Origin of the sequence: Pseudomonas sp. O39, assembly GCF_045447295.1 — a bacterium.
Lineage (GTDB): Bacteria > Pseudomonadota > Gammaproteobacteria > Pseudomonadales > Pseudomonadaceae > Aquipseudomonas > Aquipseudomonas antarctica_A.
The window spans coordinates 88434-111534 of record NZ_JBJGXV010000007.1; the positions used below are offsets into that span (position 1 = coordinate 88434).

Consider the following 23101-nt stretch of genomic DNA (forward strand, 5'->3'; position numbering starts at 1 on the left):
AGCCAGCTCCCACATTTGGAATGTGTGAACCCGATCAAATGTGGGAGCGGGCTTGCCCGCGATTGGCGGTCTCAGCGTTTTACGGCAGTGGGCCTGGAATGCTCCGCCCGCTTGCTCAACTGCTCAAACACCGACGGGTACGCGGGTCGTTCCACATAGCGGCCGGCACCGCGTTCGGCGCGCAAATCGCCATCGGCCCAGACCAGCTTGCCCTGGCTGATGGTGTGGCTCGGCACGCCGCGCACGGTCTTGCCTTCGAAGATGTTGAAGTCGACGTTCTGGTGGTGGGTCTTGGCGGAAATCGTGCGCGTGCCCTGGGGGTCCCACAGCACCAGATCCGCATCGGCTCCCACGCGGATCGCACCTTTACGCGGGTAGAGGTTGAAGATTTTTGCGGTATTGGTCGACGTCAGCGCGACAAACTCCTGCATCGACAAGCGCCCGGTGTTCACGCCTTCATCCCACAGCAGCGCCATGCGGTCTTCGATACCGGCAGTGCCGTTGGGGATCTTGCTGAAATCGTCGCGACCGGCGGCTTTTTGCTCGGCGCAGAAGCAGCAGTGATCGGTGGCGGTGGTGTGCAGGTTGCCCGATTGCAGGCCGTGCCACAGCGCTTCCTGGTGCCCGCGCGGGCGGAATGGCGGGCTCATCACGTAGCCCGCAGCGGTTTGCCAGTCGGGGTGCTGGTAGACGCTATCGTCCAGCAGCAAGTGGCCGGCGAGCACTTCGCCGTACACCGGCTGGCCCTTGCTACGGGCGTAGGTGATTTCGTCCAGTGCTTCCTTGGTTGATACATGCACCAAGTACAGCGGCGTACCGATCGTCTCGGCGATGCGGATCGCGCGGCTGGCCGCTTCACCTTCCACCTGGGACGGGCGCGACAGCGGGTGCGCTTCCGGCCCGGTGATGCCCTGGGCCATCAATTTGCGTTGCAGGTGGTACACCAACTCGCCGTTTTCCGCATGCACGGTGGGCACTGCGCCCAATTCCAGGCAACGTTCAAAGCTCGCGACCAGGGTGTCGTCAGCCGCCATGATCGCGTTCTTGTAGGCCATGAAATGCTTGAAGCTGTTGATGCCATGGTGGCTGACCAGCTCGGCCATTTCCTCGCGCACTTGCTCGCTCCACCACGTGATCGCCACGTGGAAGCCGTAGTCGGAAGCGGATTTTTCCGCCCAGCCGCGCCACTGGTGAAAGGCTTCCATCAAGGACTGCTGCGGGTTGGGGATCACGAAATCGATGATCGACGTGGTGCCCCCTGCAAGGCCTGCCGCCGTGCCGCTGAAAAAGTCCTCACTGGCCACGGTGCCCATGAAGGGCAATTGCATATGGGTGTGGGGGTCGATGCCGCCGGGCATCAGGTATTGGCCGCTGCCGTCGAGTACCTCAGTGCCGGCGGGAACATCCAGCCCCGTGCCAATAGCGCGAATGAGACCGCCTGCGCATAAAACATCGGCGCAGTAACTTTCATCATGGGTAATAACGGTGGCGCCACGGATCAACAGCGACATGTCGAGTTCCTCACAGGCTTGACCGGCTTGTGCCAGTTCTAAGTGTTGTAGTGCTGCTTGCCGATGGTCGGTCAAAACCTGTCATCGGTGACAGGAATAGAAACTAGCCCGAGTTTTTATAATGAGCAAGAACATTTTTTATAAGCTTATATCGAATATAAGATATTGATTAATAAGAATAATAAATATAATTCACCAAAATGTAGCGGCCTCTCACCATTTTGACGCACTTGACAGGTTATCAATTTGAGCAACATTTCTTATTGCAAATCAGACGCTTGAGACATGCCCCTTGACGAGGGCGGGAAATAAAAATAATTGTGTTGCACCAGATTGAGCCCTGAGGCGTCGGACAACGTCTGCGTTATTTAGCCTGAGTCGCGCGGACAGTACCGAGGGGGCAATCGGGTAAGGGCATAAAGCTGATAAACATCAGCAGGTTATATAAGCGGTGCGGGTTCAGGGGCGGTTGTCGGCACGGTTATTGAGTGCAGTGGCGGCTGGCCGGACCCGTGATGTCATGTTGTTTACGAGGTACTCCGGCCACCCCGCACTTAGCGTGGGGTGAGCAAAAATAATTCGAAAAAACCGTGGAGCGGCCATGCAACAGAACAGATCGCAAGTCATTGAGCGCAACGGCCTGTACGAACTCGACGCCGGCCCCGACGTCCTCGACAGCCCTCGCTACAACCACGACATGGCACCGACCAAGGTGCACGAACGCACCTGGAACAGATGGCACATCACCGCGCTGTGGGTCGGGATGTCGATTTGCGTGCCCACCTATACGTTGGGTGGGGTGCTCACCGCCTACTTCGGGTTGTCGGTGGGCGAGGCACTGATGGCGATCCTGCTGGCCAATATCGTGGTGCTGATTCCGCTGACCCTTAACGCGTTTCCCGGCACCAAGTACGGCATTCCGTTTCCGGTATTGCTGCGTTCCTCCTTTGGCATTCTCGGTTCCAACGTGCCGTGTCTGATTCGGGCGCTGGTGGCGTGTGGCTGGTTTGGTATTCAGACGATGTTTGGCGGGTTGGCGATTCACCTGTTTCTGGGCTCGATTTTCGAGGGTTGGAAAGCCCTCGGCGGCACCGGTGAAGTGATCGGCTTCATGATTTTCTGGACCCTGAATTTGTGGGTGGTGCTGCGCGGCGCCGAGTCGATCAAGCGCCTGGAAACGCTGTCGGCGCCGTTGTTGGTGGCGGTGGGGATTGGCCTGCTGGTTTGGGCGATGCCGAATGTATCGCTCAGCGAGTTGATGGCGATTCCACCCAAGCGCCCCGAAGGCGCGAGTCTCACCGGCTACTTCATGGCGGGACTGACTGCGATGGTGGGCTTCTGGGCCACCTTGTCGCTGAATATTCCGGACTTCAGCCGCTACGCCAAAAGCCAGAAAGACCAGATCCTCGGGCAGATTTTCGGCCTGCCGCTGACCATGTTCCTGTTCGCCGCCCTCGGCGTGATCATGACCGCCGCGTCGGTGAAACTGGTGGGTGTCAGCGTCTCTGATCCGGTGACGCTGATCGGGCATATCCAGAGCCCGGTGTGGGTGGCCATTGCCATGCTGCTGATCATCATCGCCACGTTGTCCACCAACACTGCAGCCAACATCGTCTCGCCCACCAACGACTTCCAGAACATCGCGCCCAAGCTGATCAATCGCACCACGGCGGTGATCCTTACCGGTCTGGTCGGTCTGGCGCTGATGGGGCATGAGTTGCTGAAAAAACTCGGGCTGATCGTTTCGAATGTCAGCCTGGAGACCGTCTATTCCAACTGGTTGCTGGGTTACTCAAGCCTCTTGGGGCCGATTGCCGGGATCATGGTGGTGGACTACTTCATCACCCGCAAACAGCAGTTGGACCTGGCCGGCCTGTACCGCGATGACGTGTACCCGGCGTGGAACTGGAGTGGCTTTGTCGCCTTCGGCGTGCCGGTGGTGCTGACCCTGTTGTCGTTGGGCAGCGATGCCTTCAGCTGGTTCTACAGCTACGGCTGGTTCACCGGTTCGGCGTTGGGCGGTTTGTTGTACTACGGGCTGAATGCCAAGCGCAGAGCCAGCCCGGTGGCGCTGAAAACACCGCTATAAAAGGTTGAAATGCAAGCCAAATGTGGGAGTGGGCTTGCTCGCGAAAGCGATGAGTCAGTCAGCACATCAGTCGCTGACCGACTGCATTCGCGAGCAAGCCCGCTCCCACATGGATGACCTCATTCCAGTGCTGGAATCGAGTCAATTTATAAGAAATGTAGCCTGAGGAGATCCCCATGAACGCTGCCCTGGACGTTCTGCAATCCACCCATCAGCACATCAACCGCGACCGCTTGTGGCAATCCCTGATGGACCTGGCCAAGCTCGGCGCAACGCCCAAGGGCGGCGTATGCCGCCTGGCCCTCACCGACCTTGATCGCAAGGCTCGCGATCTGTTCGTGCAGTGGTGTGAGGAGGCCGGTTGCACCGTGACCGTCGACGGCATCGGCAACATCTTCGCGCGCCGCCCGGGACGCAATCCCAACCTGCCACCGGTGATGACCGGCAGCCATATCGATACTCAGCCCACGGGCGGTAAATTCGATGGGTGCTTCGGCGTGTTGGCAGGTGTCGAGGTGCTGCGCACCCTCAACGACCTCAACGTCGAAACCGAGGCGCCGCTGGAAGTGGTGGTGTGGACCAACGAGGAAGGCTCTCGCTTCCCGCCGTGCATGATGGGCTCGGGCGTATTCGCCGAGAAATTCACCCTGGCCGATACCCTGGCCAAAGTCGACGTGGACGGAGTCAGCGTGGGCGATGCATTGAATGCGATTGGCTATGCGGGCACGCGGCCGGAGAGCGGGCACAAGGTCGGCGCCTATTTCGAGGCCCATATCGAACAAGGCCCGATTCTTGAGGATGAGAAGAAAACCATCGGCGTGGTGTTGGGGGCCTTGGGGCAGAAGTGGTTCGACCTCAAACTGCGCGGCGTTGAAGCCCATGCGGGGCCGACGCCGATGCACCTGCGCAAGGATGCTCTGGTGGGCGCGGCAGCAGTGGTGGCTGCCGTGAATGCGGCGGCGTTGGGGCATCAGCCGCATGCGTGCGGCACCGTGGGTTGTTTGCAGGCCTATCCTGGCTCGCGCAATGTGATCCCGGGTGAAGTGCGCATGACCCTGGACTTTCGTCATCTGGAACCGACGCGGCTGGATTCGATGATTGCCGAGGTGCGCAAGGTGATTGACGACACCTGCGCCAAGCACGGCTTGAGTTTTGAAATGGAACCCACCGCCGACTTCCCGCCGCTGTATTTCGACAAAGGCTGCGTGGACGCTGTGCGTGACGCGGCGAATGGGTTGGGGCTGTCGAACATGGACATCGTCAGCGGGGCAGGGCACGACGCGATCTTCGTCGCCGAACTCGGCCCGGCCGGGATGATCTTTGTGCCCTGTGAAGGCGGCATCAGCCACAACGAAATCGAGAACGCCGCACCGGATGACCTGGCGGCAGGGTGTGCGGTGTTGTTAAGGGCAATGGTGGCTGCTTCGGCGGCAATCGCCAGCGGCAAACTGGCTGCCTGAAATGCCGTAAGTAAATGTGGGAGGGGGCTTGCTCCCGATAGCGGAGTATCAGCTACAGATAAGCTGACTGACCCATCGCCATCGGGAGCAAGCCCCCTCCCACAATTGATCGCTTTGTCCTGTCGAATATTGATCAAAATGTGGGAGCAGGCTTGCCCAATGATCGCCAGCGGCAAACGGGCTGCCTGAAATGCCGTAGGAAAATGTGGGAGGGGGCTTGCTCCCGATAGCGGAGTATCAGCTACGGCTGAGCTAACTGACCCACCGCCATCGGGAGCAAGCCCCCTCCCACAATTGATCGCCTTGTCCTGTCGAATATTGATCAAGATGTGGGAGCAGGCTTGCCCAATGATCGCCAGCGGCAAACGGTCTGCCTGAAATGCCGTAGGAAAATGTGGGAGGGGGCTTGCTCCCGATAGGGGCGACTCGGTCTCGACCTATACCCAAATCGCATCCCACAACGGATAGTCGCCAATCTTCTTCACTAATCCCGCCCGCAATGGATTGGCTACCACATACCTGGCCATTTTCACCAAGTCGTCTTCCTTGCGTAGCGCCCGGTCATGGAAGCTTTCCTGCCAAATCCGTCCTTTGCGCCCAGTGACGCCGTTAACGTTTCGCGTGCTTTTAGACTTCACCTGACACATCAGGTCCGCCAGCGAGCCTTTTTGCAGTTCCAGCAGCCAATGGAAATGGTCCGGCATGATTACCCATGCCAGGGAGTTTGCCAGCCCTTGGTGCTGGGCGACCCGCAATTGCCAGACAACCAAGCGACCGAGGTGGAAGTCGCTGAATATCGGTGTGCGTTCGTGAGTGTTGGTGGTGATCAGGTAGGTACGGTTTGGTTCGCTGAATCGACCGATGCGCAAACGGTGTGAAGCGGGTAGTTCAGGCATTCCTTGGCCTCTCTCAGGGGGTGTGTTGAGAGGCTAGATCTGGTGTTGCGAGGATGGTCGACAGGTTTTTGGCAGGATGTGTCTCAGAGGTCGCTAACGGGAGCAAGCCCCCTCCCACAGGGGGCAGCGGTGTTCATACATTGTGTGTCTAACGCAGTATTGATGTGGGAGGGAGCAAGCCCCCTCCCACATTTATCAGGCGCCGGGTTGCCAGCCGCCGCCAAGTGCCGTCACTAACCCTACACTCGCCTGCAGTTGCCGGGTCTGCACCGCCTGCAACGTCCTCTGTGCCTGCAACGCCGCCGTCTGCGCCGTCACCACATCCAGGTAACTCACCGCTCCCGCCTGATAGCTGTTCATCGCCAGTGACTGCGTGTGCTGCGCCGCATCCGCCGCCGCTTGTTCATCTTGCGCTTCCTGCTGCAAGTCGCGCAGTTGCGCCAGGTTATCTTCCACCTCGCGCACGGCTTTCAGTACATGGCTGCGGTACTGCGCCGAAGCCTCTTCAAACTCGGCCTTGGCCTGACGCTCATTGGCACTCAAGCGTCCACCGTCAAAGATCGGCAAATTAACCAGCGGCCCCAGCGCCCAATAACGATTACCGGCGGACAGCAGATTGCCAACCCCTTGTGTCTGGCCGCCAATCAATCCGGTCAAACTGAAATCCGGATACCACGCGGCTTTCGCCACGCCGATATTCGCGTTGGCTGCGAACACCCGGCGTTCCGCCGCGGCAATGTCCGGACGACGTTGCAGCAGGTGGCTCGGCAGTTGAGAGGGAATCCCCGGCAACGCGATCAATTGCTGACTCGCCGGCAACCTGAAGTCGCCGGCTGCGACACCCACCAGCTCACCAATCGCATGCTCGGTCAGGTTGCGCTGGCCGCGCACCTCGTCCAGTTGCGCCTTGGCTTCGGCCAGTTGATTTTGCGCGCGGGTCAGGTCCAGCTCCGAGGCAATCTGGCCCTCATAACGACTACGCGTCAGTTGCAACGCCTGGCTGAAATCATCCAGCGAGCTGTTCAGAATCCGGCTCTGTGCATCCAGCCCATTGAGCTGCACATACAGCGTTGCCAATTGATGCTGCAGGCTCAGGCGCGCCACCGCCAGGTCATCCCCGGAGGCTTGCGCCTGGGCATCACCGGCCGCGACCTGGTTGCGGATTTTGCCCCACAGGTCCAGGTCATAGCTCAACGAAAAGCCCGCCGTATTGCTGTTGTAGACCGACGGCTGCGTATCACCTCGCAGCGGCCGCGAATCCGATTGACGCTGGCGCAACGGCTGCGCGCTGGCGGTAATCTGTGGGAATAACCCGGCATGTAACTGGCTGGCATAGGCCTGGGACGCATCGAAGTGCGCCAGCGCTGCCGCCAGGTCCGGGTTGGCCTTGAGCAGTTGTTGTTGCAGGTCGTTGAGGCGCGAATCGTTGTAGAGCTTCCACCATTCGGGCGCCAGTTGGTCGGACGGTTGCGCACTGTGCCACGGGCCATCGCTGGTCTGTTCGCGGTAGCCGGCCGGGAGGTCGACCGATGGCACTGTGTAAGTGGGCGCCAGCGAGCAACCCTGCAAGGCCAGCAGCACTAACGCCGCGAGGGGTTTAAGCCTTGGGCGCATGCGCACCTCCGGCGTCGGCCAGCTGCACGGGGTCGCCTTCGCGCAGGGCGTCGGGCGGGTTATCGACGACGCGGTCGGCGGGTTTCAGGCCTTGGTCGATTACCAGGCGCTCGCCGAGGTCCAGGCCGATGTGGATGTCTTGCAAGTGCACATGGTTCTGCGCATCCAGCACCGCGACCTGGGTGCCCTGGGCGCGGAAGATCAGGGCGCTGGCCGGGATGCTCACGCCATGGGTGTCCGCTGGAATCGGCAAGGTGGCTTCGGCGTAATCGCCGGGCAGCAATTCGCCGTTGGGGTTGTCGGCCACGAACTGGGCGAGCAAGGTGCCGGAGCGGCGGTCGATGGCGGTGGAGTCGCCGATCAGGTGCGCCTTGAAGTGCTCGCCGGGGTGCTCGGGCACGGTCAGTTCGGCTTCGAGGCCGGGGTGGATGACCGCCGCGTAGTTCTGCGGCACCGGCACGTAGAGGCGCAACTGATGAGTGTCGGCGATGTTGAACAGCTCGGGATCGCTGTCGGTGTCGGCCTTGATTAACTGGCCAATATCGGTGTTGCGCGCGGTGATGGTACCGGCGAACGGTGCGCGAATGGTCTTGTAGCTTTCCAGGGCGGACAGCCGCGCATAGTCGGCAGCCGCCGCCTCGGCGTTGGCCTTGGCTGCGGCGGCGTTGGAGGTTTTTTCATCGGCCTCCTGACGCGACACCGAGTGGCTGGCCAACAGGTTTTGCCAGCGCGTGGCGGTGGTTTCGGCCAGGCGTGCATTGGCCTGTTCCTGCACCAGGCGGGCGTGGGTTTGCGCCAGTTGCTGGTCGAGGTCCGGGCTGTCGATTTCGGCGAGGACTTGCCCGGCTTTGACTTGGGTACCGATGTCGGCTTTCCAGTCTTTCAAGTAGCCGCTGACCCGCGCGTGAATCGGCGCCTTGCTCCAGGCCTCGAGGTGTGCGGGCAGGCGCAAGGTGTCACCGGCCACGTTTTGTTTCGGTTGGAACACCATCACTTGCGGGATGGCGGCGGTTTCGGTCCAGGCGGTGACCGACTGTTCGTGCATCGTGCGGGCGTGCAGGCCGTTGGCGACCAACAGTGCGGCCAGTGTCAGGCCGCCGACACCCATGAGCATCAGACGCTTGCGCGAGGGTTTGTGATCAGACGACATGTGGGGTTTCTCCAGCAGCTGCGCGAGTAGGGTGACGACCGTGGACCAGGCTGAAGACCACGGGAACAAACAACAAAGTGGCGACGGTGGCGAAGATCAAGCCACCGATAACGGCACGGCCAAGCGGGGCGTTCTGCTCCTCGGAAATCGCCAGCGGCAGCATGCCGATGATCATCGCCAGGGCGGTCATGCACACCGGCCGGAAGCGCGTGTAACCGGCCTCCATGGCGGCCTTCAGTGCATCGCCATGTTCGGCCAGGCGTTCACGGCAGAAGCTCACCACCAGGATCGAGTTGGCGGTGGCCACGCCCATGCACAGGATGGCGCCGGTGAGGGCGGGCACCGACAGCGAGGTACCGCTGAGAAACAGCATCCACACGATCCCCGCCAACGCTGCGGGCAGCGCGGTGATGATCACAAACGGGTCGGCCCACGACTGGAAGTTGACCACGATCAGCAGGTAGATCAGCACCACGGCGCCGAGCAGGCCGAAGCTCAAACCACTGAAGGCTTCATGCAGCGCATCGATCTGCCCATGCAGGCTGATCACCGCGCCTTTGGGGCGCATGGAAGCGGTGTCATCCAGCACTTTTTGCACGTCGCGGGCCACGCCGCCGAGGTCGCGGCCTTGCACGTTGGCGTACAGGTCCAGGGTCGGTTCGATGTTGTAGTGGGTCACCACCGCCGGGCTTTGCACGCGGGAGATGGTAGCCACGCCGCCGAGGATTTGTGATTGGCCATCGGCGCCGGTCACCGGCAAGGCTTCCAGTGACGGCAGGCTGTCGAGACGGTATTGCGGGGTGGCGGCCACGATCGAATACGACACGCCGTTGGCCGGGTTGAGCCAAAAGGTCGGCGCGGTTTGCGAGCTGCCGGCGAGGGAGGCGACCATGCTGTTGGTCACGTCACGCTCGGTGATGCCCAGGCCATTGGCGCGCATGCGGTCGACGTTAACTTGTAGCGACGGGTAGCCGGTGGACTGCTGGATGCGCAGGTCGGCAATGCCCGGCACGTGTTGCAGGCGACGTTCAAGTTCCACGGCGTAGGCGCGGTTTTCTTCATCGCTGCGCCCGGAGATTTTCACGTCGAGTGGGGCAGGTGCACCGAAGTTGAGGATCTGGCTGCTGATATCCGCAGGCAGGAATGCGAAGTGGCTGCCGGGGAAACTTTCCGGCAAGGCTTCACGCAGTTTTTTGACGTAATCGGCAGTCGGTGCGTGGTCCTTTTTCAGGGTGACCTGAATGTCGCCATCCTGCGGGCCGATGGTGCCGCTGCTGCTGTAGGCCATGTCGATGCCGCTGAGCGGAATGCCGATGTTGTCGACGATGGTGTCGAGTTCTTCGGCCGGGATCACTTCGCGAATCCGCGCTTCAATCCGGTCGAAGGCCGCGGCGCTTTCCTCAATACGTGTGCCCAGCGGCAAGCGTACGTGAAGGGCGAGGGCGCCGGCGTCGGTGGCTGGGAAGAAGTCCTGGCCCAGGCTCGGCAGCAGCAGGAACGACGCCAGCACGCAGGCCAGGAAACCGACGATGAAGCGCTTGCGGGCGCCCAGGGCCAGCGTCAACAGACCGAGGTAGGTATCGCGGATATTCGAGAAGTGCCGCTCGAACCCTTGCTGGAAATTCAGCACCGATTGCAGCGCGCGATTGCGGGGTTTCTTGTGTTGCTCACCCTCGTGGTGGTTGATGAATTGATCTTCCGGGTGATGCCCAGCGCCTTGCTCAGGCGTATGCGGCTTGAGCAGAAACATCGCCAGGGTCGGCACCAGGGTGCGCGAAAGGATGAACGAGCTGGCCATGGCAAAGATCACCGCGAGTGCCATCGGCCGGAACAGGTAACCGGCGATGCCTTGCAGCAGGAACATCGGCACAAACACGATGCAGATGCACAGCAGCGAGACGAACGCCGGGCCGACAATTTGCGCGGCGCCGTCGAGGATCGCGGTCTTCACCGCCTTGCCTTGCTCCAGGTGCCAGTTGATGTTTTCGATGGTCACTGTGGCGTCGTCCACCAGAATCCCCACCGCCAACGCCAGCCCGCCTAGGGTCATCACGTTGAGGGTTTGCCCGGTGACGGCCAGCAGCGCGATGGCCGACAGCACCGCGAGGGGAATCGACGCGGCGATGATCAGCGTCGAGCGCCAGCTGCCGAGAAAGAGCAGGATCATCGCACTGGTCAGCAGCGCGGCGATGATGCCTTCCTGAGCCACGCTGCCTACCGACTGCTTAACGAACACCGAGGCGTCACCCAACAGCGAAGTTTTCAGCGACGGCGGCAGGGTTTCGTTGATACGCGGCAGCATCTGGCGGATGCCGTCGATGATCGACAGGGTCGAGATGCTGCCGTTTTTCAAGGCCGGCATGAGTACTGCGCGGTGACCGTCGACGCGCACGATGTTGGTCTGTGGCGGCGAGCCGTCACGCACGTGGGCCACTTGGCCAATGGTGATGATGGCGCCGTCGACGGTCTTGATCGGCAGGTCGTTCAGCTCGTCAATCGCTTTGGGGCTGTTGTTGAGCAGGATCGTGTATTCGTTGGGGCCGAGTTTGGCGGTGCCCACCGGGATGATTTGGTTCTGCAATGCCAGGGCGTTACCCACGTCCTGCGCCGACAAGCCTTTTGCGGCCAGAGCCTGGGGGTCGAGGTCGAGGGTGATCTGGCGTTGCTTGCCGCCCATTGGCGTGGGCATGGCCAGGCCGGGCAGGGCACTCAAGGGCAGGCGGATATTGTTCTGCACCAGGTCGCGGGTCTTGGCTTCCGAGAGGCTGGGGCTGGAGAACGCCATCTGCAGGATGGGCACCGTGGAGGCGCTGTAGTTGAGAATCAGCGGCGGCGTGATGCCCGGCGGCATCTGCTTGAGCACGGTTTGTGAAACCGCCGTCACTTGGGCGTTGGCGGTGCGGATATCCACGCCGGGCTGGAAGAAGATCTTCACGATGCCCATGCCGGGCAGCGATTGCGATTCGATGTGTTCGATGTCGTTAACGGTGGTGCTCAGGGAGCGTTCATAGGTGTAGATCACCCGACCGGCCATGGCGTCCGGTGACAGGCCGTTGTACTGCCAGACCACGGCGACCACAGGGATGCCGATGTCGGGGAAAACATCCGTAGGGGTTCTGAGGGCCGCCATCGGCCCGACGATGCAGATGAATATGGCCAACACGATAAACGTGTACGGCTTTTGCAGTGCGGTCTTTACCAGCCCGAGCATGCGTGAACCTCCGGAGAACAGGATTGCAAACCCCGGCAGTCTTGCCCGACCCACCTAACACGCACCTTTCAGCCAAGTGAAGGAACATTTAGTTAACGGCTGAAGATCGTTTCATATGTATTCATTTGTTCTACAAAGGGTGGGTCTCCAAGCTTGTCATCCATCGGACTCGACACTTTTCAGATCCGGACAACGTTGTTTTTTGGAGCCCTGCCATGTCATTTAAAACACTTAAACCCCTGCTGTTGATTCCCGCCCTCGGTGCTGTTTTGTTGTTGTCGGCCTGTGCCGGCCCGCTGCCCAAGGCTGACCCGAGCGAAGCGTGGATTGGTTTGAAAGAAGAAGCACCGAACGACCTGATGGCTGAGCGCGTCGATGGCAAACGTGTGGATGACGGCCGCTACTTTGAAGTGACCCCGGGCGACCACCGTCTGGACGTGACGTTATTTGAAGAGGAGGCGGGCGACGACAACCAGCAAGACTGCCAGGGCCGGGTCGAGTACAAGAACTTCAAGGCAGGTGAGCACTACACCTTGGTGGAGTCGAGCCTGGGCACCACCGTACGTGCCGTCCTCAAGGACGGTCACGGCAAGGAAGTCGCGGCGACTCAAGACTTCAGTTGCATGCCTGGCTAAGCGTGGTGCACCGCCGCCTTGTGGGGCTTGGCCGGTGCAGCAGGGTTGACGTGGGGGTGATGATGCCGGCGAGTCACGCGCATCACGCCCCACAACATGGCGCTGGACACCGCCAGCCAACCGCAGACCAACAGGAAAATCGTTGTTGCAAGGCTCATTCGGGCCTCCTTTCGCCCCACTGGGGGCACACACAGTCTTCTCAATGGACAGTCTAGCTAGCTGGCGGTTGCGTGCTATTGACCAATGGTCGAGTCCATCCAACTTGTTTGCTATATCCGCACCCCCTCTCTGTTACCTAAACGCGATTGGGCTATGATCAGGGCCCTCACCGGCCGTTGATCAAGAGAGTAAAAAATTGCGGTTACGTTCGAACGTTAAAACCTCTTTGCTCCTGGCATGCGCCTTCGGGCTTGCCGCCTGCTCTGGGCACCCGTCGAAACTGGCGGGCTTGCCGGAGCGTGTCGAACTCACCGGGGTGCCGGCCTTTCGCAGTGAGGCTTACCTGAGCGGTCCATCGGCTTTAGCCAGCATGCTGTCGCAACAAGGCATTGTCATGACACCCGGCTTGCTGGATAAACCGCTGCACTTGCCTGGCGGTGAAGCTGATCTTGAGCGCAACATGCAGGTACTCGCGCGCGAATACGGGCTGATGGTGTACCCGCTGGATACCAGGCTCACGGCGGTACTGGAACAGGTGGCCGCGGGTTACCCGGTGATGGCGCGGATCGACTCAAGCTTTTGGTCCGGCGCGCGGTACGTCGTGGTGGTGGGATTCAATCAGCAGAAGAGCACCGTGCTGCTGCGCTCGGGCAAGGATCGACGTTTGTTGATGAGCTTCAGCGATTTTGAGTCGGCGTGGAAGAGTGCCGGTCACTGGGGCATCCTGACCCAGCGTCCGAGCCAGTTGCCGGCAAATGTAGATGCGCAGCGCTGGCGAGAGGCTGCCAATGCTACGGCACAGGCCGGTCAGGAGCAGTCGGCGGCGCAGGCACTCAAGGTGCTGGCAGAAAGGAAGTAACGTACCCAAGGTTCAAAAATGTGCGAGCGCGCTTGCCCGCGATGCAGGCAACTCGGTTATCTGTTGCACCGCGTTGCCGCCATCGCAGGCAAGCCAGCTCCCACACAAGCCAGCTCCCCTCTTCGAACTGCGTGGTTCAGCGACGGACTTCGGCAGCGTTCGGGCGATTCTTCAGGTTCTTGTCAGCCTTATAGCGCAAGGCGACGTCCGGCACCGAACCGCTGCTGCCGGTCTCAACCCAATTGCGGATACGCGTGGCATCGGCGAAGTGGGTGAACTTGCCGAAAGCATCAAGGATTACCAACGACACCGGGCGGTTACCCATGCTGGTTACCAGTACCAGGCAGTGGCCGGCCTGGTTGGTGAAGCCGGTCTTGGTCAGTTTGATATCCCATTTGGCACGGTTGATCAGGTGGTCGGTGTTGGAGAAACCCAGGGTGTAGTTGGGTTTGCGGAATGACACGGTCTTTTCTTTGGTGGTGCTCAGTTGGCTGAGCAGCGGGTACTTGCGCGCGGCGGCCAACAGCTTGCTCAGGTCACGGGCGGTGGACACGTTGTGAATCGACAGGCCGGTAGGCTCGACGTAGTGAGTGCTGGTCATGCCCAGCGCCTTGGCTTTGGCGTTCATTGCGGCGATAAAGGCCGGATAGCCGCCCGGGTAGTGGTGCGCCAGGCTCGCAGCAGCACGGTTTTCCGAGGACATCAGGGCGATCAGCAGCATTTCCTTGCGGGGCATTTCGCTGCCGATTTTCACCCGGGAGAACACGCCTTTCATTTCCGGCGTGTCTTTGATGTTGATATCGATGTACTCATCCATGTTTTGCTTGGCTTCCAGCACGATCAGGCCGGTCATCAGCTTGCTCACGGAAGCAATGGGCACCACGACATCGGGGTTGCTGGAATAGATGACTTTGTTGGTCTGCAAGTCGACCAGCATGGCGCTGCCGGAAGCGATTTGCAGTTTGGAGGTATCACGCGGGGCCAAGGTGGTTTCGGCTGCGTGCGCGAAGGTGCCTGTAAATGCGAAAAATAGGCTGACAATAGAGAGACGAATTTTCACGCGGATGAACTCGCTAAAAAGTAAGGAAATACCGTTTGGGAACGGGTTTTATGACAAATGCCGTTACATTTTAGGAGTATGGATCAGAAACTGTCGAATGTTCTTCGAGAACCAGACGAAAGTGCTTAAAAACTAACAAAAAACGGGTTTTATGCGGGCATTAAAAAGCCCTGCTATAAGGCAGGGCTTTTTCAGTACGGCGGGTTATTAGCCGTGCAGCGTTTCTGCCGCATACAGCGTATTTTCCAGCAGGCACGCACGGGTCATCGGGCCGACACCCCCGGGTACTGGGGTGATCCAGCCCGCGCGGGGCAGGGCGGTTTCGTACACCACATCGCCTACCAGCTTGCCGTCTTCCTGGCGGTTGATGCCCACGTCGATAACGATGGCGCCTTCCTTGATCCACTCACCCTTGACCAGGCCCGGCTTGCCGGCGGCAACCACTACCAGATCGGCACGGCCGACGTGGCCGGCGAGGTCCTTGGTGAAGCGGTGGGTGACGGTCACGGTGCAGCCAGCCAGTAGCAGTTCCATGGCCATCGGGCGACCGACGATGTTGGACGCGCCGACCACCACGGCATCGAGGCCGTACAGATCGACACCGGTGCTTTCCAGCAGCGTCATGATGCCTTTCGGCGTGCAGGGGCGCAGCAGCGGTATACGCTGGGCCAGACGGCCGACGTTATAAGGGTGGAAGCCGTCGACGTCCTTGTCCGGGCGAATGCGCTCCAGCAGTTGGGAGGCGTCCAGATGCTCGGGCAGCGGGAGTTGGAGCAGGATGCCGTCGATGCTCGGGTTTTCGTTGAGGCTGTCGATCAGGTCGGTAAGGGCCTGCTGGGTGGTGTCTTCCGGCAAGTCGTAGGCTTTGGAGATAAAGCCGACTTCTTCACAGTCTTTACGCTTGTGCGAGACATAAACCTGAGAGGCAGGATCGCTGCCGACCAGGATCACCGCGAGGCCAGGCGTGCGCAGGCCTTGCTGGCTACGCTCGGTGACGCGTTTGGCGATCTGCTGGCGCAGGCTGGCGGCGATTGATTTGCCGTCGATAAGTTGTGCAGTCATTACGCGTGATTAACCATCGAGAGGGGGAAGAAAAGTGCGCGTATTCTCGCACGCCAGGACGTGAGGGCAAAGGCGCTTGGTCTGCAAATTGGCCTAACCCCTTAAATAAAATGAATTTTTTTCAAAAAAGATTTGACGGGTTTCAAGGCCCTCTATACTATTCGTCGCACTTGTCGGGCACAGCCTAGCACTGCTTAAGAAGGTCGAGCAGAATTGCTGTTCTGTAAGGCTGGAAGCACTTAGTTTGTAATCCTCCAAGAGTACAGATTAATAAGGCGCCCGTAGCTCAGCTGGATAGAGCATCCGCCTTCTAAGCGGATGGTCGCAGGTTCGAGTCCTGCCGGGTGCGCCATTAGGCAGCTTTGGCACAAGTAGCGCTATATGGTGGGCGTAGCTCAGTTGGTAGAGCACGGGATTGTGACTCCCGTTGTCGAGGGTTCGATCCCCTTCGTCCACCCCATATTTAGAAAGGCGCCAGATTAATCATCTGGCGCCTTTGCTTTAAGAGCTTCAAGCGCGGATGTGGTGGAATTGGTAGACACACTGGATTTAGGTTCCAGCGCCGCGAGGCGTAAGAGTTCGAGTCTCTTCATCCGCACCAATTCAAGCGTTGCCGGGCCGTCAGGCGCGGTAGGGCTCAACAAAGAAGATGTGTGAGTTCTTTGTTAATGCAATATGGTGGGCGTAGCTCAGTTGGTAGAGCACGGGATTGTGACTCCCGTTGTCGAGGGTTCGATCCCCTTCGTCCACCCCATATTCAGAAAAAGCGCCAGATCAATGATCTGGCGCTTTTTTTTGCGTCAGCAATTTCCCATTGGTTGTGCGAGTCAACTTGACGCCAAGAAAAAACAAGCATTCTCAATGCCTTGGCGTTAGAATCGTTGCCGGTTTTGAGCGTGTAGAACTGATCCGAGGCTATACCAGGGTCAGTACAGCTATTTAATAGCGATAACGGCGCAGTACCTGAAAAAGGGCTGTGCCGTTTTTGTTTAAGTGTTTTGAGTTTCAGGGCGGGGCGTTTCGTCGTATTTGTGTTTCTCGATGCTGCCGCCGTGCCCTCCGGTCTTGTTTGCAAGGTCGGTCGCCAGGGGAGTGCGTTCCGACGCTTCTATATATAGAAGGGTTGATGCAGAGCCCTGGCGTGTTGAGCTGTATTTGCTAACGGGATGAGGTGCATGCGTGCACTTGAACCTATAAATGGCCTGCTGTTTTTCTACCCGTTTTCAGTAGGGTGACTTCTTGAGTTTGACCCACTAGAATGCATGCCCTTGATTCTGGGGTCGGAAACGGCCGGCTAACGTCTGTGCAACGAGGAATATCCATGCAAGTTTCTGTTGAAAATACTACTGCTATCGAGCGCCGCCTGAGCATCACCGTGCCGGCAGAGCGTATTGAGACTGCGGTCAACAAGCGTCTGCAGCAGACTGCCCAAAAGGCCAAGATCGCTGGTTTCCGTCCAGGCAAAGTGCCAATGAGCGAAATCAAGCGTCGTTTTGGTGCCGATGCGCGTCAGGAAGCTGTGGGTGACGTGATCCAGGCTTCTTTCTACGAAGCTGTTGTTGAGCACAAGCTGAACCCGGCTGGCTCGCCTTCGATCGAGCCTAAGTCCCTGGAAGCCGGTAAAGACCTGGAATACGTTGCCGTATTCGAAGTGTTCCCGGAGTTCACCGTTGCCGGTTTCGAAGAAATCGCTGTTGAGCGCCTGAGCGCTGACGTGGCTGATGCCGACCTGGACAACATGCTGGAAATTCTGCGCAAGCAGAACACTCGTTTCGAAGTGGCCGATCGCGCCGCCCAGAACGAAGACCAACTGAACATCGATTTCGTTGGCAAGGTTGACGGCGAAGCATTCGCTGGCGGCTCCGCCAAGGGCACTCAGCTGGTGCTGGGTTCCAACCGCATGATCCCTGGTTTCGAAGACGGCCTGGTTGGCGCAAAAGCCGGCGAAGAGCGCGTTCTGAACCTGACGTTCCCTGCTGACTACCAGAACCTGGACCTGGCCGGCAAAGCCGCCGAGTTCACCGTGACTGTCAACAGCGTGTCCGAGCCTAAGCTGCCAGAGCTGAACGAAGAGTTCTTCGCTCAGTTCGGTATCAAGGAAACCGGTATCGAAGGCTTCCGCACCGAAGTTCGCAAGAACATGGAGCGCGAGCTGCGCCAGGCTATCAAGTCCAAGGTCAAGAACCAGGTAATGGACGGCCTGCTGGCTGCCAACCCGATCGAAGTGCCTAAGGCCCTGCTGTCCAACGAAGTGGATCGCCTGCGCGTCCAAGCGGTTCAGCAGTTCGGTGGCAACATCAAGCCTGACCAACTGCCGGCCGAGCTGTTCGAAGAACAAGCCAAGCGCCGCGTTGTGCTGGGTCTGGTCGTGGCCGAAGTGGTCAAGCAGTTCGACCTCAAGCCTGACGAAGATCGCGTTCGCGAAATGATCCAGGAAATGGCTTCGGCCTACCAGGAGCCTGAGCAGGTTGTAGCTTGGTACTACAAGAACGACCAGCAGCTGAACGAAGTACGTTCGGTTGTGCTGGAAGAACAAGTTGTGGATACTGTTCTGCAGAAGGCTAAGGTGACCGACAAAGCGGTCTCTTACGAAGAAGCAGTCAAACCGGCGGAAGCAGCACAAGCCGACTGATTGTCCAACTCGTTCGAAATACAACCATAAGCCAGCCTCGCGCTGGCTTATGCGTTTTCAAGACATGACTATTTGGGAGTAACTGCAGAGCATGTTCCGTAATTCCTATATTCAGCAGAACTCTGATATCCAGGCCGCTGGCGGCCTGGTCCCGATGGTTGTCGAGCAATCTGCTCGTGGCGAACGCGCCTATGACATCTACTCGCGCCTGCTCAAGGAACGAGTGATCTTTCTGGTCGGCCCTGTAGAGGACTACATGGCCAACCTGATCTGCGCGCAGCTGCTGTTCCTTGAAGCGGAAAACCCGGACAAGGACATCCATCTTTACATTAACTCCCCGGGCGGCTCGGTGACGGCGGGTATGTCGATCTACGACACCATGCAGTTCATCAAGCCAAACGTGTCGACCACGTGCATCGGCCAGGCCTGCAGCATGGGCGCGTTCCTGCTGACCGCAGGTGCCGAGGGCAAGCGCTTCTGCCTGCCGAACTCGCGCGTGATGATTCACCAGCCATTGGGTGGTTTCCAGGGCCAGGCGTCGGACATCGAAATTCACGCCAAGGAAATCCTGTTTATTCGTGAGCGCCTCAATACATTGATGGCCAAGCACAGCGGGCACACCCTGGAAGAAATCGAGCGTGACACCAATCGCGACAACTTTATGAGCGCGGAAGCTGCGCGCGCTTATGGGTTGATCGATGCGGTGATCGAAAAGCGCCCCGCTTAATATAAGCAGCTCAAAATAGGGCTGGTCGGCGTGTCCGACCACCGGCGGGCTTGAAAAAGCCCGCATAAGCCTTCATCTTGTGTTGCAAGCCTATCGGATTTGGATCGAACGAATGACTGACACCCGCAACGGCGAGGACAACGGCAAGCTGCTCTATTGCTCCTTCTGCGGCAAAAGCCAGCATGAAGTGCGCAAATTGATTGCCGGCCCCTCGGTGTTTATCTGCGACGAGTGCGTCGACCTGTGCAATGACATCATCCGCGAGGAGGTGCAGGAAGCCCAGGCCGAGAGCAGCGCGCATAAATTGCCTTCGCCTAAAGAAATCAGCGGCATCCTTGACCAATATGTGATTGGTCAAGAGCGTGCAAAGAAGGTTCTGGCCGTAGCGGTGTACAACCACTACAAGCGCTTGAATCAGCGTGACAAGAAAGGCGACGAGGTCGAACTCGGCAAGAGCAACATCTTGCTGATCGGTCCTACTGGCTCGGGTAAAACCTTGCTTGCGGAAACCCTCGCTCGCCTGCTGAACGTTCCGTTCACCATCGCCGACGCCACCACCCTCACCGAGGCTGGCTACGTGGGTGAAGACGTCGAGAACATCATTCAGAAATTGCTGCAGAAGTGCGACTACGACGTAGAGAAGGCCCAGATGGGTATTGTCTATATCGACGAAATCGACAAGATTTCGCGCAAGTCGGACAACCCGTCGATCACCCGGGACGTTTCCGGTGAAGGCGTGCAGCAGGCCCTGTTGAAACTGATCGAAGGCACGGTAGCTTCCGTACCGCCACAAGGCGGCCGCAAGCACCCGCAGCAGGAATTCCTTCAGGTTGATACGCGCAACATCCTGTTCATCTGTGGCGGTGCGTTCTCCGGTCTGGAGAAGGTTATTCAGCAGCGTTCCACGCGTGGCGGCATCGGTTTTGGTGCGGAAGTACGCAGCAAGGAAGAAGGCAAGAAGGTGGGCGAGTCCCTGCGTGAAGTCGAGCCTGACGATCTGGTCAAGTTCGGTCTGATCCCGGAATTCGTTGGCCGCCTGCCCGTCCTGGCCACGTTGGACGAGTTGGATGAGGCTGCTCTGATTCAGATCCTCACCGAGCCGAAAAACGCCCTGACCAAGCAATATGCCAAGTTGTTCGAAATGGAAGGTGTAGACCTCGAGTTCCGTACCGACGCACTCAAATCAGTGGCCAAGCGGGCACTGGAGCGCAAGACCGGTGCACGTGGTTTGCGCTCGATCCTCGAAGGCGTCTTGCTCGACACCATGTACGAAATCCCCTCGCAGTCTGAGGTGAGTAAAGTGGTGATCGACGAAAGCGTTATTGAAGGCAAGTCCAAGCCACTGTATATCTACGAAAACAGTGAGCCGGCTGCCAAGGCTGCACCAGACGCGTAAGCGTTTAGCCGTCGCAGTACAAGCAAGGGGCCTTTCGGGGCCCCTTATTTATTTTGGGGCGATTTTGACGCGTTGTTTTTTTAATTCCCGTTTATTCATGCGTTTAACTGCTGGCATTGAGCTTGTTTTTTTTGCATGCAGCCCCCATCTTGGTTTCAAGCTAATTTTTCAACTGTCATAGAGGCGAAATCATGAAGACAACCATTGAATTGCCTCTCCTGCCGTTGCGTGATGTCGTCGTCTATCCGCACATGGTTATCCCGCTGTTCGTGGGGCGCGAGAAGTCTATCGAAGCCCTCGAGGCCGCGATGACGGGCGACAAGCAAATTTTGCTGTTGGCCCAGAAGAATCCTGCTGATGATGATCCAGGCGAAGACGCCCTGTATCGCGTCGGTACCATTGCGACCGTATTGCAATTGCTCAAGTTGCCTGATGGCACCGTCAAGGTGCTGGTGGAAGGTGAGCAGCGCGGTGCGGTCGAGCGCTTCATGGAGGTGGATGGCCACCTGCGCGCCGAAGTGGCGCTGATCGACGAAGTCGAGGCCCCTGAGCGCGAATCCGAAGTATTTGTGCGCAGCCTGCTCTCGCAGTTCGAGCAGTATGTGCAGTTGGGCAAAAAAGTCCCGGCTGAAGTCCTGTCTTCCCTCAACAGCATTGATGAGCCAAGCCGCCTGGTCGACACCATGGCTGCGCACATGGCGCTGAAAATCGAGCAGAAGCAGGACATCCTCGAAATCATCGACCTGTCGGCCCGTGTTGAGCACGTGCTGGCGCTGCTGGATGGCGAAATCGATCTGCTGCAGGTCGAAAAACGCATCCGTGGTCGTGTGAAGAAACAGATGGAGCGCAGTCAGCGCGAGTACTACCTGAATGAGCAGATGAAGGCCATCCAGAAAGAACTCGGCGACAGCGAGGAGGGCCACAACGAAATCGAAGAGCTGAAAAAGCGCATCGATGCCGCCGGCCTGCCGAAAGACGCCCTGACCAAAGCAAACGCTGAGCTGAACAAGCTCAAGCAAATGTCGCCAATGTCGGCCGAAGCCACTGTGGTTCGTTCCTACATCGACTGGCTGGTGCAGGTGCCGTGGAAGGCTCAGACCAAAGTGCGCCTGGACCTGGCCCGCGCCGAGGATATCCTCGACGCCGACCACTACGGCCTCGAAGAAGTCAAAGAGCGCATCCTCGAATACCTCGCCGTGCAAAAGCGCGTGAAGAAAATTCGTGGCCCGGTGTTGTGCCTGGTTGGTCCTCCAGGTGTGGGTAAAACCTCCTTGGCGGAGTCGATTGCCAACGCCACCAACCGCAAATTCGTGCGCATGGCCCTCGGTGGTGTGCGTGATGAGGCGGAAATTCGTGGTCATCGCCGTACTTACATCGGTTCGATGCCAGGAAGATTGATTCAAAAGATGACAAAGGTTGGGGTGCGCAACCCGCTGTTCCTGCTCGATGAAATCGACAAAATGGGCAGCGATATGCGTGGCGATCCGGCGTCGGCTTTGCTCGAAGTGCTCGACCCGGAGCAGAACCACAATTTCAACGACCATTACCTGGAAGTAGACTACGACCTGTCCGACGTAATGTTCCTGTGCACCTCCAACTCCATGAACATCCCGCCGGCTTTGCTGGACCGGATGGAGGTGATTCGTCTGCCGGGTTACACCGAAGACGAGAAGATCAACATCGCCGTCAAATACCTCGCGCCCAAGCAGATTTCGGCCAATGGCCTGAAAAAAGGCGAGATCGAATTCGACGTCGAGTCGATCCGCGACATCGTTCGCTACTACACCCGCGAGGCCGGTGTGCGGGGCCTTGAGCGTCAAATTGCGAAGATCTGCCGCAAGGCAGTCAAAGAGCACGCGCTGGAAAAACGCTTCTCTGTGAAGGTGGTTGCCGACTCCCTGGAACACTTCCTGGGCGTGAAAAAATTCCGTTACGGCCTGGCTGAGCAGCAGGATCAGGTAGGGCAGGTGACTGGCCTGGCGTGGACACAGGTGGGCGGCGAATTGCTGACCATCGAAGCCGCGGTGATCCCGGGTAAAGGTCAGCTTATCAAAACGGGTTCGTTGGGTGATGTGATGGTCGAATCCATCACTGCCGCGCAGACCGTGGTGCGCAGCCGCGCGAAGAGCCTGGGGATTCCCCTGGACTTCCACGAGAAGCACGACACTCACATCCACATGCCGGAAGGGGCTACCCCAAAGGACGGCCCTAGCGCCGGTGTAGGCATGTGCACGGCACTGGTGTCGGCATTGACGGGCATACCGGTACGAGCCGATGTCGCCATGACAGGGGAAATTACCCTGCGTGGTCAGGTATTGGCCATCGGTGGTCTGAAAGAGAAATTGCTTGCTGCACACCGAGGCGGTATCAAGACGGTGATCATTCCTGAAGAGAATGTTCGCGACTTGAAGGAAATTCCTGACAACATCAAGCAGGATCTTCAGATTAAACCGGTTAAATGGATTGACGAAGTCCTGCAAATTGCGCTGCAATACGCGCCGGAGCCCTTGCCAGATGTGGCTCCGGAGATTGTCGCGAAGGATGAAAAACGCGAGTCTGATTCCAAGGAAAGAATTAGTACACATTAATGCCGTTAAGCCTGGGGGCTTCCTTGACAGCTTTTTAGAGCCCTTGTTATAA

Annotated in this window: 17 protein-coding genes and 4 tRNA genes; 12 read left to right on the plus strand and 9 right to left on the minus strand. The window is 58.8% G+C overall.

Translation table 11 applies throughout. From position 1 onward, the window contains the following. Positions 1-71: 71 nt before the first annotated feature. Positions 72-1511: a dihydropyrimidinase gene (gene hydA / locus ACI77D_RS12715; RefSeq protein WP_407016692.1), complete on the minus strand. Its 1440-nt coding sequence runs from the start codon at positions 1509-1511 to the stop codon at positions 72-74. A gap of 601 nt (positions 1512-2112) precedes the next feature. Between hydA and ACI77D_RS12720 the strand changes: the two genes are divergently transcribed. Continuing rightward, complete coding sequence (locus ACI77D_RS12720; protein ID WP_262665359.1) at positions 2113-3600, plus strand: NCS1 family nucleobase:cation symporter-1; 1488 nt, start codon at positions 2113-2115, stop codon at positions 3598-3600. A 176-nt stretch (positions 3601-3776) separates the two neighbouring features. Next, the gene (locus tag ACI77D_RS12725) at positions 3777-5060 is read left to right on the plus strand and encodes a Zn-dependent hydrolase (RefSeq protein WP_407016693.1); all 1284 of its coding nucleotides are present in this window, start codon (positions 3777-3779) and stop codon (positions 5058-5060) included. A gap of 437 nt (positions 5061-5497) precedes the next feature. Here the strand turns inward: ACI77D_RS12725 and ACI77D_RS12730 are convergent, their stop codons facing one another. The 4 genes from ACI77D_RS12730 to ACI77D_RS12745 form a co-directional block, all read right to left on the minus strand. After that, positions 5498-5956, minus strand: coding sequence for an REP-associated tyrosine transposase (locus ACI77D_RS12730; protein ID WP_064453014.1), 459 nt, complete (start codon positions 5954-5956; stop codon positions 5498-5500). Positions 5957-6151: 195 nt separating this feature from the next. Beyond that, positions 6152-7570, minus strand: a complete 1419-nt coding sequence (locus tag ACI77D_RS12735; protein WP_407016694.1) for an efflux transporter outer membrane subunit — start codon at positions 7568-7570, stop codon at positions 6152-6154. Beyond that, positions 7554-8720, minus strand: coding sequence for an efflux RND transporter periplasmic adaptor subunit (locus ACI77D_RS12740; protein ID WP_407016695.1), 1167 nt, complete (start codon positions 8718-8720; stop codon positions 7554-7556). The genes ACI77D_RS12735 and ACI77D_RS12740 overlap by 17 nt, the downstream gene beginning before the upstream one ends. After that, on the minus strand, positions 8710-11931 hold the full coding sequence (locus ACI77D_RS12745) for an efflux RND transporter permease subunit (protein ID WP_407016696.1): 3222 nt from the start codon (positions 11929-11931) through the stop codon (positions 8710-8712). The genes ACI77D_RS12740 and ACI77D_RS12745 overlap by 11 nt, the downstream gene beginning before the upstream one ends. A 215-nt stretch (positions 11932-12146) precedes the next feature. Here ACI77D_RS12745 and ACI77D_RS12750 point away from each other — a divergent pair, with 215 nt between their 5' ends. Then, positions 12147-12566 carry a hypothetical protein gene (locus tag ACI77D_RS12750; RefSeq protein WP_407016697.1) on the plus strand — a complete coding sequence of 140 codons (420 nt, stop codon included), beginning with the start codon at positions 12147-12149 and terminating at the stop codon, positions 12564-12566. Here ACI77D_RS12750 and ACI77D_RS12755 read toward each other — a convergent pair. Then, a complete protein-coding gene (locus tag ACI77D_RS12755) occupies positions 12563-12724 on the minus strand; it encodes a hypothetical protein (RefSeq protein ID WP_407016698.1) in 162 nt (53 codons plus the stop codon). The two genes, ACI77D_RS12750 and ACI77D_RS12755, sit on opposite strands and share 4 nt — an antisense overlap. A 197-nt stretch (positions 12725-12921) precedes the next feature. Here ACI77D_RS12755 and ACI77D_RS12760 point away from each other — a divergent pair, with 197 nt between their 5' ends. Further along, entirely contained in the window at positions 12922-13584 is a 663-nt protein-coding gene (locus ACI77D_RS12760; protein ID WP_128587211.1) for a peptidase C39 family protein, read from the plus strand. Between the two features lie 136 nt (positions 13585-13720). On the opposite strand, the gene pbpG is transcribed toward ACI77D_RS12760, so the two are convergent. Together pbpG and folD are read right to left on the minus strand one after the other, a co-directional pair. Continuing rightward, positions 13721-14644 (minus strand): D-alanyl-D-alanine endopeptidase, encoded by a 924-nt coding sequence (pbpG, locus tag ACI77D_RS12765; protein WP_064453008.1) that lies wholly within the window; start codon positions 14642-14644, stop codon positions 13721-13723. Between the two features lie 207 nt (positions 14645-14851). Further along, positions 14852-15706, minus strand: a complete 855-nt coding sequence (gene folD, locus ACI77D_RS12770) for a bifunctional methylenetetrahydrofolate dehydrogenase/methenyltetrahydrofolate cyclohydrolase FolD (protein ID WP_064453007.1) — start codon at positions 15704-15706, stop codon at positions 14852-14854. A gap of 275 nt (positions 15707-15981) precedes the next feature. Between folD and ACI77D_RS12775 the strand changes: the two genes are divergently transcribed. The 4 genes from ACI77D_RS12775 (at position 15982) to ACI77D_RS12790 (ending at position 16460) form a co-directional block, all read left to right on the plus strand. Continuing rightward, positions 15982-16058 (plus strand) — tRNA-Arg (locus ACI77D_RS12775). A gap of 32 nt (positions 16059-16090) precedes the next feature. After that, positions 16091-16166, plus strand: a tRNA-His gene (locus ACI77D_RS12780). Between the two features lie 56 nt (positions 16167-16222). Further along, positions 16223-16307 (plus strand) — tRNA-Leu (locus ACI77D_RS12785). Between the two features lie 77 nt (positions 16308-16384). Beyond that, a tRNA-His gene (locus ACI77D_RS12790) sits at positions 16385-16460 on the plus strand. 3 nt (positions 16461-16463) lie between these two features. Here the strand turns inward: ACI77D_RS12790 and ACI77D_RS12795 are convergent. Further along, positions 16464-16781, minus strand: a complete 318-nt coding sequence (locus tag ACI77D_RS12795; protein ID WP_156526289.1) for a hypothetical protein — start codon at positions 16779-16781, stop codon at positions 16464-16466. Positions 16782-17027: 246 nt separating this feature from the next. Between ACI77D_RS12795 and tig the strand changes: the two genes are divergently transcribed. The 4 genes from tig (at position 17028) to lon (ending at position 23049) form a co-directional block, all read left to right on the plus strand. Next, positions 17028-18338, plus strand: a complete 1311-nt coding sequence (gene tig / locus ACI77D_RS12800; protein ID WP_064453006.1) for a trigger factor — start codon at positions 17028-17030, stop codon at positions 18336-18338. Between the two features lie 91 nt (positions 18339-18429). Next, positions 18430-19065 (plus strand): ATP-dependent Clp endopeptidase proteolytic subunit ClpP, encoded by a 636-nt coding sequence (gene clpP / locus ACI77D_RS12805; RefSeq protein ID WP_003238276.1) that lies wholly within the window; start codon positions 18430-18432, stop codon positions 19063-19065. A gap of 112 nt (positions 19066-19177) precedes the next feature. Continuing rightward, on the plus strand, positions 19178-20461 hold the full coding sequence (gene clpX, locus ACI77D_RS12810; protein ID WP_017136464.1) for an ATP-dependent Clp protease ATP-binding subunit ClpX: 1284 nt from the start codon (positions 19178-19180) through the stop codon (positions 20459-20461). A gap of 191 nt (positions 20462-20652) precedes the next feature. Then, on the plus strand, positions 20653-23049 hold the full coding sequence (lon, locus tag ACI77D_RS12815) for an endopeptidase La (protein ID WP_064453005.1): 2397 nt from the start codon (positions 20653-20655) through the stop codon (positions 23047-23049). The last annotated feature ends 52 nt before the right edge of the window (positions 23050-23101 follow it).

Bases quoted from the DNA above. Each gene is read 5' to 3' on its own strand.
- hydA (WP_407016692.1), bottom strand. From the start codon at position 1,511: ATGTCGCTGTTGATCCGTGGCGCCACCGTTATTACCCATGATGAAAGT.
- ACI77D_RS12720 (WP_262665359.1), top strand. From the start codon at position 2,113: ATGCAACAGAACAGATCGCAAGTCATTGAGCGCAACGGCCTGTACGAA.
- ACI77D_RS12725 (WP_407016693.1), top strand. From the start codon at position 3,777: ATGAACGCTGCCCTGGACGTTCTGCAATCCACCCATCAGCACATCAAC.
- ACI77D_RS12730 (WP_064453014.1), bottom strand. From the start codon at position 5,956: ATGCCTGAACTACCCGCTTCACACCGTTTGCGCATCGGTCGATTCAGC.
- ACI77D_RS12735 (WP_407016694.1), bottom strand. From the start codon at position 7,570: ATGCGCCCAAGGCTTAAACCCCTCGCGGCGTTAGTGCTGCTGGCCTTG.
- ACI77D_RS12740 (WP_407016695.1), bottom strand. From the start codon at position 8,720: ATGTCGTCTGATCACAAACCCTCGCGCAAGCGTCTGATGCTCATGGGT.
- ACI77D_RS12745 (WP_407016696.1), bottom strand. From the start codon at position 11,931: ATGCTCGGGCTGGTAAAGACCGCACTGCAAAAGCCGTACACGTTTATC.
- ACI77D_RS12750 (WP_407016697.1), top strand. From the start codon at position 12,147: ATGTCATTTAAAACACTTAAACCCCTGCTGTTGATTCCCGCCCTCGGT.
- ACI77D_RS12755 (WP_407016698.1), bottom strand. From the start codon at position 12,724: ATGAGCCTTGCAACAACGATTTTCCTGTTGGTCTGCGGTTGGCTGGCG.
- folD (WP_064453007.1), bottom strand. From the start codon at position 15,706: ATGACTGCACAACTTATCGACGGCAAATCAATCGCCGCCAGCCTGCGC.
- tig (WP_064453006.1), top strand. From the start codon at position 17,028: ATGCAAGTTTCTGTTGAAAATACTACTGCTATCGAGCGCCGCCTGAGC.
- clpP (WP_003238276.1), top strand. From the start codon at position 18,430: ATGTTCCGTAATTCCTATATTCAGCAGAACTCTGATATCCAGGCCGCT.
- clpX (WP_017136464.1), top strand. From the start codon at position 19,178: ATGACTGACACCCGCAACGGCGAGGACAACGGCAAGCTGCTCTATTGC.
- lon (WP_064453005.1), top strand. From the start codon at position 20,653: ATGAAGACAACCATTGAATTGCCTCTCCTGCCGTTGCGTGATGTCGTC.